Origin of the sequence: Burkholderia sp. Bp9031, from assembly GCF_003857965.1 — a bacterium.
Classification (GTDB): domain Bacteria; phylum Pseudomonadota; class Gammaproteobacteria; order Burkholderiales; family Burkholderiaceae; genus Burkholderia; species Burkholderia ambifaria_A.
Genome location: NZ_QTPW01000004.1, coordinates 17,996 through 35,043 on the forward strand (window position 1 = coordinate 17,996; position 17,048 = coordinate 35,043).

Genomic DNA, 17,048 nt, shown 5'->3' on the forward strand with positions numbered 1-17,048 from the left:
AAATATTAAATATTCAGCATCTTCGCCCCAAATACTCAATTGTTGGATGCTTATGCCATTCCCGACACAATAACGTAATTGCCTGTAAATACAGGGTATTTTCACGTTGTCACTTACCCTGATTTTTCGATAAAATTCGATACATGAAAAATATCGAACAATTGCCACACGATCCGCCGCTGCGTGCCGTCCGCGCGTTCGAGGCATTCGCGCGCCTCGGGTCGGTCACCGCGTCCGCGCGCGAGCTCGACATCACGCCATCCGCGGTCAGCCACCAGTTGCAACTGCTCGAAGCGTTCATCCAGACGCCGCTGACCGTGCGCGAAGGCCGGCTGCTCGCACTCACCGACGAGGGGCGCGACTATTACCGCTCGATCAGCGCCGCGTTCTCGGTGCTGCGCAGCGCGACGCGCTTCGTGCGCGACCGGTCGTCGCTGCGGCAGATCACGATCAGCCTGATTCCGCTGCTCGGCATCGGCTGGTTCATCCCCCGGCTGCATGCGTTCCTCGCCGACAACACCGACGTCGACGTGACCGTGCTGTATGCGCATCACCGCAACTATCGAAGCGACGCGTCGGACCTGTCGATCCGCTTCGGCACCGGCGACTGGCCCGGCTATCGCTGCGAACGGCTTCTGCCGGGCGCGATGGTGCCGATGTGCAGCCCGACATTCCTGAAACGCCACGGGCCGTTCCGCACTCCGGCCGATCTCGCGCACGCGCCGCTCGTGCACGACGAGGATCGCAGCACCTGGGTCAACTGGCTGCAGGGCGCCGGCGTGCGGCACGTGTCGCACGCGGTGGGGCCGATGTTCGAGGACGGGCAACTGACGCTGAGCGCCGCGCGCGCGGATCTCGGCGCGGCGCTGCTGCGCCCGCGGCTGGTCGAGCGCGAACTGGCGAGCGGCGAACTCGTGAAGCTGTTCGACCATGCGCTCGACGACGGGCGCGACTACTACCTGTGCACGCGCGAGGATGCGGACATGCCGGACGGGGCGAGACGGCTCGCCGACTGGCTGAGAAAGATCGCCGCCTGAACGCCCGCGCCGCCGGCTGCCGGCGAGCCGTCATGCTTGCCGGGCGAGCCGGCGCCTTGCGGACGGCCGCATGCATATATATGATATGCATATCATATATCGGAGGCTGCAATGAGCCGTATCCTGATCGATCTGTCGAATGGCCAGCTCGACGAACTGGCCGCCATCGTCGAGACTGAGCAACGCCCTCGCGCCGCGATCATTCGCGACGCGATCGACGCGTATATCGCGCAACACAAGCGAGCGCATGCCGATAACGTATTCGGCCTGTGGAAGGATCGCGCGGTCGACGGGCTCACCTATCAGGAGGCACTGCGTTCAGAATGGTAAAAGCACTCTTCGACATCCGCGGCACGGCCACGCATTCGGGCCGCGCGCTTGCGGCCCACGCATGCGTCGTGCCGCACCGGCCGCCGCATGCCTGCACCGTGTTCGGTCTCTGGAAAGCGCGTGCGCTCGACGGGCTCGCCTATCAGGAGGCACTGCGCGCGGAATGGTAAAGGCACTCTTCGACACCAACATCCTGATCGACTATCTCGGCGGCGTGGAGTCCGCGCGCGCGGAGCTGGCCCGCTACGACTATCGGGCGATCAGCATCGTGACCTGGATGGAAGTTCTGGTCGGCACGACGGCCGGCGACGATGCGCCGATCCGCGCGTGGCTTTCGTCGTTCGACATCATCCCGCTCGACAGCACGGTGGCCAATCGCGCCGTAACGATTCGCAAGGAACGTCGCATTCGTCTGCCCGATGCAATCGTCTGGGCATCGGCGCAAGTGAACGGCCTGCTGCTCGTATCGCGCAACACGAAGGATTTTCCGCTCACCGAGCCGGGCGTGCGGGCACCCTATCGGATCTAGCGCGAGCGAAGTCCGTCATGCATGCCGGAGGTCCGCGCATCGCGCCGTCGCCGCGCATCACACTGCCCGCCCCCATCCTCGCTCGGCCGCATAGGCGACCGTCGCGCGCGCCAGCTCCTGCGTGCTGTCGACCAACGCGAACGGCGCATCGCGCAACGCCCGCGCGGCGATCGGAATCTCCGTGCAGCCCATCACCGCGACACCCGCGTCGCGTCGCGCCAGCGTCGCGAGCGCGCGTGACAGGCACCGCACCGACGCATCGATCTTCCCCGCCTTGACGGCCGCGATGCACGCGGCGATATCGCGCTGCGCGGCTACGCCCGGCATCACCGGCTCGAATCCGCGCGCACGCAGCGCTGCCTGGTAGAAGCCCGATACCAGCGTGCCGCCGGTGGCGAGCACCGCGACACGCCGCACGCCGGCCGGCAACGCGGCCACCGATGCCTCGACGATATGCAGGATCGGCACCGCGCTGCGTTCGCGCAGCGGCGCATACCAGTGATGCGCCGAGTTGCACGGAATCGCGATCACGTCGACACCGCAGCGGTTCAGCAGCGCGACGCCGTCGAGCAGTGCCGGCAGCGGATCGGCCCCGCCGCCGATGATCGCGCGCGAGCGATCGGGCGTCTGCGTCAGGTTCGCGACGATCATCGGCAGGTGCTCCTGATCGCAGCGCGCGCGCGTCAAGCGAATCACGCGATGCATGAAGTCGACCGTGGCCAGCGGCCCCATTCCGCCCAATACGCCGACGAGCGCCATGATGTCTCCTTCACGCGCGCGGCGGCCGCGCGCAGATCGCGGATACGACGGCCGAGTTGCCGATCACCAGCAACAACGTGCGCAATATCTCGCAGAACGGATCGACCGCCGCGAACAGCACGAACGCGGCCTCGAAAGGCAGGTGCAGCGCCGCGCATGCCATTCCGGCAAGCGACACCGTCACGACGCCCGACGTGCCGGTCGACGCAAACCCGGCCAGCACCGATGCGACCAGCACGACACAAAGCTCGCCCGGGCCGAGCGAGCGTTCGTAGAGTTGCGCGACGAACAGCGTCGCGCTTGCGTAATAGACCATCGGCCCGACGCGCAGCAGCGACACGGCGAGCGGCACGACCAGCTCGACGCGCGCGCGTGCAAAGCCGAAGCCGTCGGCCAGGCACTCGATCATGCTCGGCATGCAGGCCACGCTGCTGCGCGTGGCGAGCGCCATCGCGAACGGCGTGCGCAACCCGGCGAGCGTCTCGGCCAGCGTCGCGCCCGAGCGCTTCCAGATCACGGCGATCGCCGCCGCGATCAGCACGAGGGTGACGACGACGAACGCCGCGACGAAGCGGACCATCGCCTCGAGCGGCCCGAACCCGGACGTGCCGATCTGCGCGGCGCCGCCGCAGAACAGCACGATCGGCGTCGGATACGCGAGCCAGTGCATGATTTTCTGGCACGTGAAATACACGGTCTCCAGCGTCTGGCTCAGCGCCGCCGAGATGCTCGCCGGCACGCGCCCCGACGCGAAGCCGAAGAACAGCGAGAACACCAGCGCCTTCAGCGTGTCGCCGCTCGCGAGCGCCGCGAAAAAGTTGCCGGGCACCAGCGCGATCAGCATGTCGGCGAGACCCGACGACTTCTCCGCGGGGTCGGTGCCGTACAGCGTCATCACGGTATCGCTCGCCGCGCCGTCGCTGCCGACGAGCGCGCCGAACGCCTTCAGCGTCGCGGTCGACAGATGCTCGCCCGGGCGCATCGCGATCAGCACGACCGCGCCGACCACCACGACGAACACCGACACGCAGCCGAAGATCGTGATCACGCGCATCACGAGATCCGACGCGTTGCCGTCGCGCAGCAGCCGCTGCAGGCTGAAGATCACGGCGGCGGTCATGAACGGCAGCGCCGTCATCTTGAGCAGGCCGACGTACACCTGGCCCACGTAGTCGAACTTCGGCGCGGCCGCCGGCCACAGCGCGCCCGCCACGATCCCGAGCGCGAGGCTGCCGAATACCGTGAGCGGATGGATCGCGAACGCATGCAGCCGCTCGATGCGGGGTGTGATCCGGATGTTCTCGTTCATGTTCATGCTAGTGACCCATCGCATCGAGCAGGGATTTCACGTCGAGCCGCTTGTTGCGCTCGGCCAGGAACTGGTTGACGAACGCGAGCAGCGTCGGCGCGGACACCGGCACGCCGACGGCGAGCGCATCGGTCAGGTCGTCGAAGGTCGCGACGCGCAGCCGGATCGGCGCGGACGGGTCGTCCTGCATCACGACCTTTATCGCGAGCTCGTCGCGATACACGGCCGTGACCGCGCCGGCGTTCAGCGCGTCGAGCGTCGCCTGCCAGCTCGGATAGCTGCGCACCTGCGCGGCCGGGAAGTCGCTGCGCACGTATTCGGCGTAGGCCGAGCCCGCGACGACACCGATCGTGCCGCGGTAGTCGCGCACGACTTCGGGCAGCGGCCGCCCTTTCGCGAGTTCCGCGAAGCGGACGCGGTTGATCAGCAGCGCGCGCCGCAGGCTGATATACGGCGCGCTGAAGCGGATCACCTGCGCCCGCGGCAACGTGCGCGACAGCTTGCTGATCGCGACGTCGGCCTGCCCCGTTGCGAGCAGTTGAACGACGTCGTCGAACGTGCGCGCATCGCGGTCGAACTGCACGGACACGCCGAGCTTCTTCGCAAGTTCGTCGGCGAGGTCGATGTCGACGCCCGCCAATGCGCCGCTGCGCGACATGAAGAACGGCGGCTGATCGACGCCGAGCACCGCGACGACGAGCGTGCCGCGCGTGACGATACGCGCGAACTCCGGCGCGAGCAGCCGGCCGTCGGGCATCTGCACGAGCCCGCTGGCCGTGATGGCGGGCGCCGCCGGCACGGCCGGCGCGGCGGTATCGACGGCCAGCGCCGGCGCGGCGCACGACACGACGACGATTGCCCAGAGCGTGCCGCGCAAATGCCGACGCAGGCATCGGCGCTCGAGAAGGATGGCGCGAAACCACGCAAGCAGCGCGCGTGCGGCGCGTCCGGAAAAGAGGTTCATGGCGAAGTGGGACGGAGCGTGTCGAACGACCGCGCAGCCGTTCGTGCCGAACGGGCGCCGGGCCCTGGCGCGGAGCGCGTGGCCGTTGCTTGGCGCCGCCCGCTCCCGCACGCCCAATGTGTCAGAAGCGCCAACTGGCCGAAATCCGCCGGAAGGCCCGGCCCGGACGGCACGGGCCGTCCGGATGGCCCGCCGGAACGAGGGCCGGAAGCAGATAGAAATTCCCGATGCCGCGGATTAAAACAAGCAATTTCACAAACCCAGGGTGAACCCGGATACTGGCAACACTTCATCAACACCACCGCAAAGGAACTCGCAAGATGCCGATCATCAACACCCAAATCAAACCGTTCAAGGCAACCGCATATCACAACGGCGATTTCGTGCCCGTGTCCGAAGAGAACTTCAAGGGCAAGTGGTCCGTCGTCGTGTTCTACCCGGCCGACTTCACGTTCGTCTGCCCGACCGAGCTGGGCGACCTCGCCGACCGCTACGCGGAATTCCAGAAGCTGGGTGTCGAGATCTACGGCGTGTCGACCGATACGCACTTCACGCACAAGGCATGGCACGACACGTCGGACACGATCGGCAAGATCAAGTACCCGATGATCGGCGACCCGACGCTCACGCTGTCGCGCAACTTCGACGTGCTGATCGAGGAAGAAGGGATGGCGCTGCGCGGCACGTTCGTGATCAACCCGGAAGGCGAGATCAAGCTGTGCGAAATCCACGACAACGGCATCGGCCGCGACGCAGGCGAACTCCTGCGCAAGGTGCAGGCTGCGCAGTACATCGCGGCGCACCCGGGTGAAGTGTGCCCGGCCAAGTGGACGCCGGGTGCGGAAACGCTGACCCCGTCGCTCGACCTGATCGGCAAGATCTGACGATCGCGCCGCGCGCCGCGCACGAGGCGCGCGTCATGCAAGACGGGCCGCCTCGTGCGGCCCGCGCCCTCCTCCGGCACGACGTGCCCGACCAGCATCATCAATACGGAATCCGAAACGCCATGCTCGACGCCAATCTCAAGAATCAACTGAAAGCGTACCTCGAAAAGATCACGCGCCCGATCGAACTCGTCGCGTCGCTCGACGACAGCGCGAAGTCACAGGAACTGCTTGCGCTGCTGAACGAGATTGCGTCGCTGACGTCGCGCGTGACGGTGACCGAACGCCGCGACGACGCCGAGCGCAAGCCGTCGTTCTCGATCGGCGAACCCGGCAAGCCGGCCGGCATTCGCTTCGCCGGCATCCCGATGGGCCACGAATTCACGTCGCTCGTGCTCGCGCTGCTGCAGACGGGCGGCCATCCGATCAAGCTCGACGACGACGTGATCGAACAGATCCGCGCGCTCGACGGCGACTACGCGTTCGAAACGTATTTCTCGCTGTCGTGCCAGAACTGCCCGGAAGTCGTGCAGGCGCTGAACGTGATGTCGCTGATCAACCCGCGCATTCGCCACGTCGCGATCGACGGCGCGCTGTTCCAGAACGAAGTCGAAGCGCGCCAGGTCATGGCCGTGCCGACGATGTTCCTGAACGGCGAATCGTTCGGCCAGGGCCGCAGCAGCGTGAAGGAAATCCTCGCGAAGCTCGATACGGGCGCGAGCGAGCGGGCCGCGAAGTCGCTGGAAAACAAGCCGGTATTCGACACGCTGATCGTCGGCGGCGGCCCGGCCGGTGCGGCCGCCGCGATCTACTCGGCGCGCAAGGGCATCGCGACGGGCGTCGTCGCCGAGCGTTTCGGCGGCCAGGTACTCGACACGATGGCAATCGAGAACTTCGTGTCGGTGCAGGAAACCGAAGGGCCGAAGTTCGCCGTCGCGCTCGAGCAGCACGTGAAGCAGTACGACGTCGACATCATGGACGTGCAGCGCGCCGACGCGCTGATTCCGGGCGACGTGCACCAGATCCGCCTCGCGAACGGCGCGGTGCTGAAGGCGAAGACGATCATTCTCGCGACCGGTGCGCGCTGGCGCGAAATCAACGTGCCGGGCGAGCGCGAATACCGCAACCGCGGTGTCGCTTACTGCCCGCACTGCGACGGCCCGCTGTTCAAGGGCAAGCGCGTCGCGGTGGTCGGCGGCGGCAACTCGGGCGTCGAGGCCGCGATCGACCTGGCCGGCATCGTGAAGGAAGTCACGCTGATCGAATACGGCGCGCAACTGCGCGCGGACGAAGTGCTGCAGCGCAAGCTGCGCAGCCTGCCGAACGTGACGATCGTCACGCAGGCGCAGACGACCGAGCTGACCGGCGACGGCAGCAAGCTGAACGGGCTCGTCTACAAGGATTTGCGCTCGGGTGACACGAAGCGCGTCGATCTCGAAGGCGTGTTCGTGCAGATCGGTCTCGTGCCGAACACCGAATGGCTGAAGGGCACGATCGAACTGTCGAAGCACGGCGAGATCGTCGTCGATGCGCGCGGTGCAACGTCAGTGCCGGGCGTGTTCGCGGCCGGCGACGTGACGACGGTGCCATTCAAGCAGATCGTGATCGCGGTCGGCGAAGGTGCGAAGGCATCGCTCGGCGCGTTCGATCACCTGATCCGGCAAGACGTGTCGCCGGCTACAGCCGACGCGCCGCAGGCCGAAGAAGCGATCGCCGCGTAACGCGCGCCGCGCCGCACCGATTCGTCTCTCTTGGCCCCGCATGCCCTGGTCGGCGTGCGGGGCCCTTTTTCATCCGGTGTCGAGCGGCGCTGCGCGAGCGCGGCGGCTCCCTTCTCACTGGCTTACGCCGGGTCCGGCATTCGCCGGTGCAGACGCCTTGAAGCTGCTCGACTGCCTGACCAGCTGGTCGGTCATCGCAGCGCCCACCGCATTCGCGCCTGCCGACACATGCGGTCGGTCGCCACTCGGCGTCGCCACGTATTGCGGCGGCGGCAACGACGGGTCGAGCTTCGCCGATTCACGCACGAGCGCAGCGGTTTCAGGCGTTTCGGATTTCATGACGGGCGCCGCTGCCGCGTGCCGTTCGAGCCCGTCGCGCTTGCGCGCCGCGCGTTGAGTCGGCTGACTCGGGGGGCTCGCTTGCGCGGCCTGAACCGGGGGTGACGATTGTGCCGGCTGCGCCGCTTGCACCGGTGCTTGCACTGCTTGCGCGGGCTTGGCCTTCGCCGGGGTCGAATCCTCCGGCTCGACCGTCACGACGTGAACGGTCGGCGGCGGCGCACTCGGCTTCGCCGGTGGCGCCTGCGCGGCGACGACCGGCGCGACGGGGGCGGATGGTGGCGCCGCGCTCGTGCGCGCGGGAGCCGCGGCTGGCGGCCGCACGGCCGCTTGTTGCGGCACGGCCTCGTCCACATGCGCGGACGGGACGGCAACCGCCGCAGGCGGCGCGATCGTGCCTTGTGCGGTATGGCCGTCGTTCGCCGTTGTCACGGCGGCGACAGGTGCTGCGGAATCGCCGATGCCGGCCTCCGCGATCGCGCGATGGTCCGCACGCAGGAGCATCACGTAGCCGGAGCCTGCCGCGGCAACCAGCAATCCGCCGGCGATCATCAATGTCTTTCGGGTACTAGTCATGCTTGCTCACCGATCTTCTCGACGTGAACAAGCCATCATACGCGTGCGTTCGCGCGAGATCCCGCATGAATACATTTGGTTGCATTGATGCCGACGCAGGGCCGGCGGGACCGTACTACGCTGCGTCGCCCTATCGTCAGACGGTTCGACACCGGCTGCCTTCCGCCCGTCAGATGCAGAAGATCGCGACCGCCATCCCGCCGAACAGCGCCCACTTGACGACGTAGTACACGGTGCGGTTCCCCGCCTTCAGCCGCTTGCCGGCGCGGCGAATCGCATACAGGTACTTGAACGCATGATTGAGCCCGCCCGTGCGGTCGCCCGTTTCGTTCGGCGATGCGGCCGCGCGCATCGGCAGTTGCCCGAAAAAGTCTGCCATTCGCGCTGCAGCACCGCGAGTTCCGGAAAGTGCCGCGTGTCGAGAAACGGTGTGGTCGGCACCGACGAGAACGCGTACGAAAAACAGTTCAGCGGCGCGGTGAAGGTCGAGTGATCGGATAGTTGCCTGAACAACCTGTGCCGAATCTTGCCGCGTCGGTGCGTATGCACGACGCACGCAATGAACACGATCAACAGGACCCAGCGCATCGATATTTCCCCGTAACTTGTTTGCCGTAATTCCAGGTACGGGGAAAATTGCCTGCGCTGACGCGCTGGTAATGCGATGTGCTTCAGCAAGACGCGGCGAGGATGTCGAGCGGCGCATGCCAAAACGCCGAAAAGCCCGTGCGAACGGGCTTTTCGACGCAATCGGAACGCACGCGCGGCATATACCGAAGCGTGCGCATGCGGCAATTATTCCGGAAACGGCAAATCAGTTTGTCCGTCCGCGCGCATACCGAACGTGTTGAGCGTCATCGCCACGAGCGCGTAATAGCCGAGCAGCGCGACGAGATTCACGACGGTCTCGTGGCCGAAACGTGCCTGTGCGCGCGCGAACGTCGCATCGCTCACGCGCTGTGTGTCGTACAGCTCGGTCGCGAATGCATGGATCAGCGCATCGTCGTCCGATTCGAACACCGGTGCGACGCCACGCCGGATCGCGTCGGCCGTCGCGGCCGGCACGCCGGCATCGAGCGCGATCGGATGGTGGATGTGCCACTCGGCCTGCGAGCGCCAGCGCGCGGCGGTCACGAGGATCGCGAGCTCCGACAGGCGCAGCGACAGACCCGTGCGATAGCGGCAGAACGCGCCGAGCCGCTGCGCGTGCTGCGCGAGCTCGGGGCTCGCGATCCAGCCGAGGAACGGCCCGTTCAGGTTGCCGCGCGGGCCGCTGAGGATCTCGGCGAGCACGGCCTTCTGTTCGTCGGTGGCCGATGCGGGATCGAAGGGAGGCAGTCTGTCAGTCATGGTGAGGGTTCGATGAGGTCGGGGTTCACGCGCCGGCCGATGCGAGCGCCGCATCGATCGCGCCGGACAGCCGTTCGACGATCGTGTCGATCTGCTGCGCGGTACAGACGAACGGCGGTGCGACCAGGATGTGATCGCCGTGCACGCCGTCAATCGTGCCGCCCATCGGATACACCATCAGGCCGCGCTGCATCGCCTCGCGCTTGACTGCCGCATGCAGCTTCAGCGCGGGATCGAACGTCGCCTTGCTGTCACGATCGCGCACGAGTTCGACGCCGACGAACAGCCCGCGGCCGCGCACGTCGCCGATATGCGGATGCGCACCGTAATGCGCGCGCAGCGAAGCACGCAGTTGCTCGCCGCGCGCCTTCACGTTGTCGAGCAGCTTCTCTTCGGCGATCACGCGCTGCACTTCGAGCGCGGCCGCGCAGGCGGTCGCATGGCCGAGATACGTGTGGCCGTGCTGGAAAAAGCCCGAGCCGTCGACGATCGTCCGGTAGATGCGATCGCTCACCAGCGTTGCGCCGATCGGCTGGTAACCCGCGCCGAGCCCCTTCGCGATCGTCAGCAGGTCGGGCGCGACTCCGTCTTCGTCGCATGCGAACAGATAACCGGTGCGCCCCATCCCCGACATGATTTCATCGAGAATCAACAGTACACCGTACTTGTCGCACACCGCGCGAATCTTCTTCAGGTAGGTACGCACCGGCGGCACGACACCGGCCGTCGCGCCGACCACCGTTTCCGCGACGAACGCCGCGACGTTTTCCGCACCGAGTTCGACGATCTTCTGCTCGAGCTCGTCAGCCAGGCGCTGCGCATACGCTTCGTCGGTTTCGCCCGCCTGCTGGTCGCGATACGCATAGCACGGGCTCACGTGATGCGCTTCGATCAACAGCGGCAGGAACGGCTCGCGCCGCCATGCGTTGCCGCCGATCGCGAGCGCGCCGAGCGTGTTGCCGTGATAGCTCTGGCGGCGTGCGATGAAATAGCGGCGCTGCGGCTCGCCCTTCTCGACGAAATACTGGCGCGCGAGCTTCAAGGCGGCTTCGATCGCCTCGGACCCGCCCGACACGAAATACACGTGTTCGAGACCGGCCGGCGCGGCTTCGACGAGCCGGTCGGCCAGTTCCTCGGCCACGTCGGTCGTGAAGAACGACGTATGCGCGTACGGCAGCTGCTGCGCCTGCCGCTTGATCGCGTCGATCACGCGCTGGTTGCTGTGGCCGAGACACGAAACGGCCGCCCCGCCGCACGCGTCGATATAGCGTTTGCCGGTCGAATCGATGATCTCGATGCCGTCGCCTGCGACGGCGACGGGCAAGGTGGTGCGCGGAGCGCGATGGAAAACGGTCGTCATGCGTTGCCTCATGGATCAGGACGCGCCGGGCGCGGGCGCTAACGGCACGATGCGCGTCGCGAAGCGCTGCGTGCCGTGTTGATGGATGGTGAGATCGATCGCCGTGTCGCGAATCGCGAACACCGCGGTCGCCAGCGTGTTTTCGTCGTCGGGGTCGGCCGGATCGTCGCGATAGATCGGCAGCCCTTCCGGTGCGCGGTCGCCGAGCACGCGCAGCAGCGCGGCTTCGTCGATCGCGTCGATGCCCGGCGTGAGCGCATCGACGCGGCGCTGACGATCGCCGGACGACTGCGTGACGATCTGCGCTTCCGCGTCGCACCCTGGATGCACGAGATGATTCGCGTGACCGGCAAGCCCCGCGACTTCGACGACCGAACAGCGCGCGACGCTCGCCTCGATACTCAGGAGCCGCGCATCGCCGGTCGCGCCGAGCGTGTGATGAAAGCCGCTGGCACGCGCATGCGTGCGCAGCACGTCGGCGGCCGCATCGAGCGACGTCGCGTCGAGCACCGCGCGTGCGAGGATCATCCGCGGCACGCCGGGCGCCGGCGTACGGATCCGCAGGTTGTTGATCGCCTGCACGATGCCCGCGCGGTTCGCGGCGAACGTATGCCCGGGCAGCGAGCCCGGGTAATAGAAGCTGATGAAGCCCGGCTTGCCCTGTGGCTGCACGTCGACGAGCAGGCAGCGCTCGCGCAGGTACGGATCGCCGTCCTCGTTGTGCGCGATCCAGCGTGTGCCGTGCGCGTCGCGCGCGGCGAGCGTCGTGCAGCCGTCCGGCGCGTTGTGGATCAGTTCGCCGCGGCAGTTCCACAGGAAGATGTCCTCGGACGGCCAGCCGACGCCTGCCGCGATCCCGTCCAGTTCCTCGACGAGATCGGGGTACGCGGCGAGCGCCGCCTGCCGCAGCGCGGCGACGAACGGATGGCCGCGCCAGCGGCGCACGGCCTGCCATGCGCTGCTTTGCTGCATGTACGTATCGAACACGGGGCGGGCAAGCTCGCCGAGGCGCACGCCGATGTCGAACGGCGTGCCGGCGATGACGGGAGTAAGGGAAAGCGGCATGTCAGGTGATTCGGTTTCGTTCAGGACACGTGTTTCAGGAATTCCTTCAGGCGCGGTGTCGGCGGCCGGTCGATCAGGTCGACCGGATGGCCGTCCTCGGCGATACCGCCCTGATCCATGAACAGCAGCCGCGTGCCGACCCGCTTCGCGAAGCCGATCTCGTGCGTGACGACGATCATCGTCATCCCTTCGGTCGCGAGATCCTGCATCACCTTCAGCACTTCGTGGCGCAATTCGGGATCGAGCGCCGACGTCGGCTCGTCGAACAGCATCAGTCGCGGCCGGATCGCAAGGGCACGCGCGATCGCGACGCGCTGCTGCTGGCCGCCCGACAGCTCGGACGGGTAATGATTCGCGCGCGATTCGAGGCCAACCTTGTCGAGCAGCGCCATCGCCTGATCGCGCGCATCGGCACGCGACGCGCCGCGCACCTGGATCGGACCGAACATCACGTTCTCGAGCGCGGTCATTTGCGGAAACAGGTTGAACTGCTGAAACACCATGCCGGCTTCGAGCCGGATGTTGCGAATCGTCGACGCGTTGCCGCGCACGCTCTGGCCATCGACCAGCAGCTCGCCGCCGGTGATTTTCTCGAGCGCATTGATACAGCGCAGCATCGTCGACTTGCCCGAGCCCGACGGGCCGATCACGACCACGACCTCGCCCGCGTCGATCTTCAGGTCGATATGCTTCAGCACCGGTACATGGCCGAAGCTCTTCGACACGTTCTGGAATTCGATCATGCTCATAGGATCCTCATCCGCTTTTCGACGAGCCGAAGCGTCAGCGTCATTGCGCCGGTCAGCATCAGGTAGATGACAGCCACCGCGCTCCAGATCTCGACCGCCTGGAAATTGCCCGCAATGATTTCCTGCCCCTTGCGCGTCAGCTCGCCGACGCCGATCACGATGAACAACGACGTGTCCTTGAGGCTCACGATGCACTGGTTGCCGAGCGGCGGAATCAGCCGCCGGAACGCGAGCGGCCCGACCACCTTCAGCAGCACGCGCGGCATCGACAGGCCCATCGCGAGGCCGGCTTCCGTCAGCCCCTTCGGGATCGACAGCAGCGCGCCGCGCACCACTTCCGCGAGATACGCACCCGAATTCACCGTGATCGCGATGATCGCGGCCGTCAGGCCGTCGATGCGGATATGCGCGAGCAGCGGCAGCGCGAAGTACAGGAACATCACCTGCACGACGATCGGCGTGCCGCGGATCAGTTCAATATAAACCTGAGCGAGCACGTTCATCGCCTTCGGTCCGTATGCGCGGAACATGCCCGCGATCATCCCGACGATGAACCCGCCCACCAGCCCGAAAAACGCGATGAACACCGTCAACCGGACCCCGTCCATCAGGTCCGGCAACGCCACCCAGATCGCCGACCAATCGAAATTCACGTGTTGCTCCCCGTTCGATTCAAGACCGGCGCGGCCGCGCGGCCGCACCATGTTGTGCCGTCACGCTCACATCTTCGGCGGCTCGGCGCCGAACCACTTCTTGTAGATCTGCGCGTAGCGTCCGTCGGCCTTGATCTTCACGAGCGACGCGTTGACCTTCGGCACGAGCGGGCTGCCCTTCGGGAAGCCGATCCCGTACTTGTCGCCGCTGACCGGCTGGCCCGCGACCTTCACCTTGCCCTTGCCTTCGTTGTTCACGAAGAACAGCACGTTCGGCGTGTCGTGCATCGCCGCGTCCACGCGGCCGGCCTCGAGCGCGAGGTAAGCCTGGTCGATGTTCGGGAACTGGCGGATCTCCTTCGGCTTCAGGTGCGCCTTGATCCAGTCGATCGTCGCCGTGCCTGTTTTCGCGGCGATCACCTTGCCGTTCAGGTCGTCGATCGACTTGATCGACGTATTGTCGACCTGCACCATCGCCGCGAGCCCGCTGTCGTAGTACGGCGCGGAGAAGTCGATCGCCTTCTTGCGCTCTTCCTTGATGGTCATCCCCGACAGCGCGACGTCGATGTTCTGCGTCTGCAGCGCCGGAATCAGGCCCGCGAAATCCATCGGCTGGATCGTGTATTTCCAGCCCTGGTCCTTCGCGATCTCCGCCCACAGGTCGAGATCGAAGCCGACGTACTTGTCGCCCTGCTTGAATTCGAACGGCATGAACGACGTATCGGTCCCGACGACGAGCGCCTTGGTATCCGCGTGCGCAATGCTGGCGCCGAGCGCGGCGACCACCGCGACGGCTTTCAGGAAGGAACGGCGACTCATGGTTTCTCTCCGCATGATTGAGCGATGTAACCGGCCGGCTGGCCGGGGAACGACGACATCAAGCCGCACCGCAACATGCGATGTTGAATTAGACCGTAGTGCAACAAGTGTTGTCAACACGGATAGTACGACACCAAAAAAAATACTCAATGGGTAAATGCATCGAGACAAACCCGAGCCGGACGGACGGGATAGATCGGAGGAAAAGGAAGCGCGGTGCAGGTGGGAAGCAATGGCGGCGGAAGCGCCCGGGGGTGCGGCGGCGCCTGAAGTCGGGCATGTTGTGGTGCGCGCGACCGCCGTTGCCGCGCACTGGCGTGTTGCCGCGGCGATCCGCGAGCCCGGATCGCCGCGATGTGCCCCGCCGCATGGGCGGGCGTTTGGTGTCGGGTGCCTGGTGCTTCGATGCGGCACTGCGCACCGGACCTGTGACCCCCTGATACCGGCAACCGCCGGCGCGGCTCAACGAGCGGGCTGAGCCCCGAACGGCAACGCCATCCGGCGCGACCTCAAGGCGGCGCCGTGTGCGCCGTGTGCGCCGTGTGCGCCGTGTGCGCCGTGTGCGCCGTGTGCGGCGCGGGCGGCGCGGGCGGCGCGGGCGGCGCGGGCGGCGCGGGCGGCGCGGGCGGCGTGTGCGCCGTGTGCGGCGCGGGCGGTGCGGGTGGTGCGGGCGGCGCGTAGCGTGCCCGCCTCCGAAGCCCGCGCGGGCGTCGGCGGTTCATTCCCTCGTCACGGTGCGGCAAAGAACAGCGCGACGACGCAGGCCATCCCCGCGAACCATACGAGCGAGCGCAGCGACGCCCAGTTCAGCAGGTACATCAGCGCATAAACGATGCGAATCGCGACGAACCCCATCGCGAGCTGGTCGACGTGGTGCGCGTTCGCGCCGTTGTGCCAGGCGACGACCAATCCGGCCGTAAACAGCGCCAGCGCCTCCCACGCGTTCTGGTGCGCGGCCTGTGCCCGCGCGCGCCAGCCTTCGAGCTTCGCCAGGTACTCGCGCGGCACGTGATTGTCGTACCCCTTGCGGGCCTTGGCCAGAAACGTCATCGGGAACGGCAGCAGCGCGACGATGAACAGGCACAGCTGGGACGTCGTCATCAAAGTCTCCTCTTTTATGATTACATTGATCAATGACACGGTGGCGCAGAGCTTAGCATTGCGCCAGCGGTTCGCGCACCGGTTTTCTAGACGGGAGACTCGGCAGCGGTGCCTCTGGAGGTTGCGACGGCAGTGGCCCATCGCCAAAAATTCAACCAAATCCCGGACAAATACGTTAATTAAAACTGGTCGATCACCAATAAGATAGCGCTCAACACTGGCTCGATGCGTTGTCGCGCCAGCAGCCTGCCGAACCCGCGCCGCCACGTGCGCCGAACGACACTCCGACCCGAGACATCGTCATGCCCCGTCCCATCGTCGCCCATATTCGTCCTGACGCCGTCCGCCACAACCTCGATTTCATCCGCCGCACCGCCGCGCAATCGCGCGTGTGGGCGGTGGTCAAGGCCAATGCCTATGGCCACGGGATCGAGCGGATCTATCCGGGCCTCGCGGCCGCCGACGGCATCGCGCTGCTCGATCTCGACGAAGCCGTACGCGTGCGCGAGCTCGGCTGGGACAAGCCGGTGCTGCTGCTCGAAGGGATCTTCGAGCCGGCCGACGTCGAATTGGCCGACCGCCACCGGCTGACGGTAGCCGTGCACTGCGACGAGCAGCTCGACCTGCTGATCGCCGCGAAGCCGCAGCAGCCGATTGATATCCAGCTGAAGATGAACTCCGGGATGAACCGGCTCGGCTACCGGCCGCACGCCTTCCGCGCCGCGTGGGAACGCGCGGCGGCCGCGCCGTCGATCGGCAAGATCACGCTGATGATGCATTTCGCAAATGCGGACGAAGGCGAAGTCGACTGGCAGCTCGAGCAGTTCGATGCGGCCACGGCCGGGATTCCGGGCGAGCGCTCGGCGTCGAACTCGGCGGCCGTGCTGTGGCATCCGCGCGCGCACCGCGACTGGGTGCGGCCCGGTACGATCCTGTACGGCGCGTCGCCGACGGGCGCGTCGCGGCACATCGCCGACACGCCGCTGATGGCCGCGATGACGCTGACCAGCAGGATCATCGGCGTGCAGACGCTCGCGCCCGAGGAAACGGTCGGTTACGGCCGCCGCTTCACGGCCGACCAGCCGATGCGGATCGGCGTCGTCGCGTGCGGCTACGCGGACGGCTATCCGCGCCACGCGCCGACCGGTACGCCGATCGCGGTGGACGGCGCGATGACGCGCGTCGTCGGCCGCGTGTCGATGGACATGCTGACCGTCGACCTGACGCCGTGCCCGAACGCGGGCATCGGCTCGAGCGTCGAGCTGTGGGGCGATCAGGTGAAGGTCGACGACGTCGCGGAAGCCAGCAGCACGATCGGCTACGAGCTGATGTGCGCGCTTGCACCGCGCGTGCCGGTCGTGATCGTGCCGTCCGGCGCGTCGACGGCGCAGCCGGCGCTGCGCACGGGCAGCTACGGGCGATAACGCCGGTCGCCGATGCGGCGGCACGATCGCGTGTCGCCTCGCATCCGGATCCGATCGCGGGCCGCCTTGCCAGCGGCCC

19 protein-coding genes and 1 pseudogene are annotated in these 17,048 nt (G+C 66.7%); 8 read left to right on the top strand and 12 right to left on the bottom strand.

Features of this window, described 5'->3' with window-relative positions; all coding sequences use genetic code 11:
• The first annotated feature begins 143 nt into the window (after positions 1-143).
• The 4 genes from DIE15_RS06735 to DIE15_RS06745 all read left to right on the top strand — a co-directional run bounded on the left by DIE15_RS06735 (position 144) and on the right by DIE15_RS06745 (position 1,896).
• Positions 144-1,037 (top strand): LysR substrate-binding domain-containing protein, encoded by an 894-nt coding sequence (locus DIE15_RS06735; RefSeq protein ID WP_124832734.1) that lies wholly within the window; start codon positions 144-146, stop codon positions 1,035-1,037.
• A gap of 111 nt (positions 1,038-1,148) precedes the next feature.
• A complete protein-coding gene (locus tag DIE15_RS06740) occupies positions 1,149-1,367 on the top strand; it encodes a ribbon-helix-helix protein, CopG family (RefSeq protein WP_057923781.1) in 219 nt (72 codons plus the stop codon).
• The gene (locus tag DIE15_RS36890; protein ID WP_162840540.1) at positions 1,361-1,537 is read left to right on the top strand and encodes a hypothetical protein; all 177 of its coding nucleotides are present in this window, start codon (positions 1,361-1,363) and stop codon (positions 1,535-1,537) included. Before DIE15_RS06740 ends, DIE15_RS36890 begins: the two co-directional genes overlap by 7 nt.
• Positions 1,531-1,896 carry a type II toxin-antitoxin system VapC family toxin gene (locus DIE15_RS06745; RefSeq protein WP_057923782.1) on the top strand — a complete coding sequence of 122 codons (366 nt, stop codon included), beginning with the start codon at positions 1,531-1,533 and terminating at the stop codon, positions 1,894-1,896. Before DIE15_RS36890 ends, DIE15_RS06745 begins: the two co-directional genes overlap by 7 nt.
• 57 nt (positions 1,897-1,953) lie before the next feature.
• On the opposite strand, the gene DIE15_RS06750 is transcribed toward DIE15_RS06745, so the two are convergent.
• The 3 genes from DIE15_RS06750 to DIE15_RS06760 are packed head-to-tail and all read right to left on the bottom strand — an operon-like array spanning position 1,954 to position 4,928.
• Positions 1,954-2,655 carry an aspartate/glutamate racemase family protein gene (locus tag DIE15_RS06750; protein ID WP_057923783.1) on the bottom strand — a complete coding sequence of 234 codons (702 nt, stop codon included), beginning with the start codon at positions 2,653-2,655 and terminating at the stop codon, positions 1,954-1,956.
• A 10-nt stretch (positions 2,656-2,665) separates the two neighbouring features.
• On the bottom strand, positions 2,666-3,970 hold the full coding sequence (locus tag DIE15_RS06755) for a dicarboxylate/amino acid:cation symporter (protein WP_057923784.1): 1,305 nt from the start codon (positions 3,968-3,970) through the stop codon (positions 2,666-2,668).
• A 1-nt stretch (position 3,971) separates the two neighbouring features.
• On the bottom strand, positions 3,972-4,928 hold the full coding sequence (locus DIE15_RS06760; RefSeq protein WP_124832735.1) for an ABC transporter substrate-binding protein: 957 nt from the start codon (positions 4,926-4,928) through the stop codon (positions 3,972-3,974).
• A 320-nt stretch (positions 4,929-5,248) separates the two neighbouring features.
• Here DIE15_RS06760 and ahpC point away from each other — a divergent pair, with 320 nt between their 5' ends.
• Both ahpC and ahpF read left to right on the top strand, forming a co-directional pair.
• Positions 5,249-5,812: an alkyl hydroperoxide reductase subunit C gene (gene ahpC, locus DIE15_RS06765; RefSeq protein WP_006488685.1), complete on the top strand. Its 564-nt coding sequence runs from the start codon at positions 5,249-5,251 to the stop codon at positions 5,810-5,812.
• 122 nt (positions 5,813-5,934) lie between these two features.
• On the top strand, positions 5,935-7,533 hold the full coding sequence (ahpF, locus tag DIE15_RS06770) for an alkyl hydroperoxide reductase subunit F (protein WP_124832736.1): 1,599 nt from the start codon (positions 5,935-5,937) through the stop codon (positions 7,531-7,533).
• A gap of 114 nt (positions 7,534-7,647) precedes the next feature.
• Here the strand turns inward: ahpF and DIE15_RS06775 are convergent, their stop codons facing one another.
• The 8 genes and pseudogenes from DIE15_RS06775 to glnH form a co-directional block, all read right to left on the bottom strand.
• Entirely contained in the window at positions 7,648-8,448 is an 801-nt protein-coding gene (locus tag DIE15_RS06775) for an extensin (RefSeq protein ID WP_124832737.1), read from the bottom strand.
• Between the two features lie 169 nt (positions 8,449-8,617).
• Positions 8,618-9,036, bottom strand: a pseudogene (locus DIE15_RS06780) (hypothetical protein).
• 207 nt (positions 9,037-9,243) lie between these two features.
• On the bottom strand, positions 9,244-9,798 hold the full coding sequence (locus tag DIE15_RS06785; protein WP_124832738.1) for a carboxymuconolactone decarboxylase family protein: 555 nt from the start codon (positions 9,796-9,798) through the stop codon (positions 9,244-9,246).
• Positions 9,799-9,823: 25 nt separating this feature from the next.
• Positions 9,824-11,158, bottom strand: coding sequence for an aspartate aminotransferase family protein (locus DIE15_RS06790; protein WP_124832739.1), 1,335 nt, complete (start codon positions 11,156-11,158; stop codon positions 9,824-9,826).
• A 15-nt stretch (positions 11,159-11,173) separates the two neighbouring features.
• Positions 11,174-12,223 (bottom strand): C45 family peptidase, encoded by a 1,050-nt coding sequence (locus DIE15_RS06795; RefSeq protein WP_124832740.1) that lies wholly within the window; start codon positions 12,221-12,223, stop codon positions 11,174-11,176.
• A 20-nt stretch (positions 12,224-12,243) separates the two neighbouring features.
• Positions 12,244-12,972 carry a glutamine ABC transporter ATP-binding protein GlnQ gene (gene glnQ, locus DIE15_RS06800; RefSeq protein ID WP_014899691.1) on the bottom strand — a complete coding sequence of 243 codons (729 nt, stop codon included), beginning with the start codon at positions 12,970-12,972 and terminating at the stop codon, positions 12,244-12,246.
• The gene (glnP, locus tag DIE15_RS06805; protein ID WP_173938470.1) at positions 12,969-13,676 is read right to left on the bottom strand and encodes a glutamine ABC transporter permease GlnP; all 708 of its coding nucleotides are present in this window, start codon (positions 13,674-13,676) and stop codon (positions 12,969-12,971) included. Before glnP ends, glnQ begins: the two co-directional genes overlap by 4 nt.
• Before the next feature lie 15 nt (positions 13,677-13,691).
• Positions 13,692-14,444, bottom strand: a complete 753-nt coding sequence (glnH, locus tag DIE15_RS06810) for a glutamine ABC transporter substrate-binding protein GlnH (protein ID WP_124832741.1) — start codon at positions 14,442-14,444, stop codon at positions 13,692-13,694.
• 549 nt (positions 14,445-14,993) lie between these two features.
• Between glnH and DIE15_RS37505 the strand changes: the two genes are divergently transcribed.
• On the top strand, positions 14,994-15,125 hold the full coding sequence (locus DIE15_RS37505; RefSeq protein WP_260428191.1) for a hypothetical protein: 132 nt from the start codon (positions 14,994-14,996) through the stop codon (positions 15,123-15,125).
• A 48-nt stretch (positions 15,126-15,173) separates the two neighbouring features.
• On the opposite strand, the gene DIE15_RS06815 is transcribed toward DIE15_RS37505, so the two are convergent.
• Positions 15,174-15,545 (bottom strand): MAPEG family protein, encoded by a 372-nt coding sequence (locus DIE15_RS06815; protein WP_057923793.1) that lies wholly within the window; start codon positions 15,543-15,545, stop codon positions 15,174-15,176.
• 302 nt (positions 15,546-15,847) lie between these two features.
• On the opposite strand from DIE15_RS06815, the gene alr reads away from it, so the two are divergent.
• The gene (gene alr / locus DIE15_RS06820) at positions 15,848-16,969 is read left to right on the top strand and encodes an alanine racemase (RefSeq protein ID WP_124832742.1); all 1,122 of its coding nucleotides are present in this window, start codon (positions 15,848-15,850) and stop codon (positions 16,967-16,969) included.
• Positions 16,970-17,048: the final 79 nt, after the last annotated feature.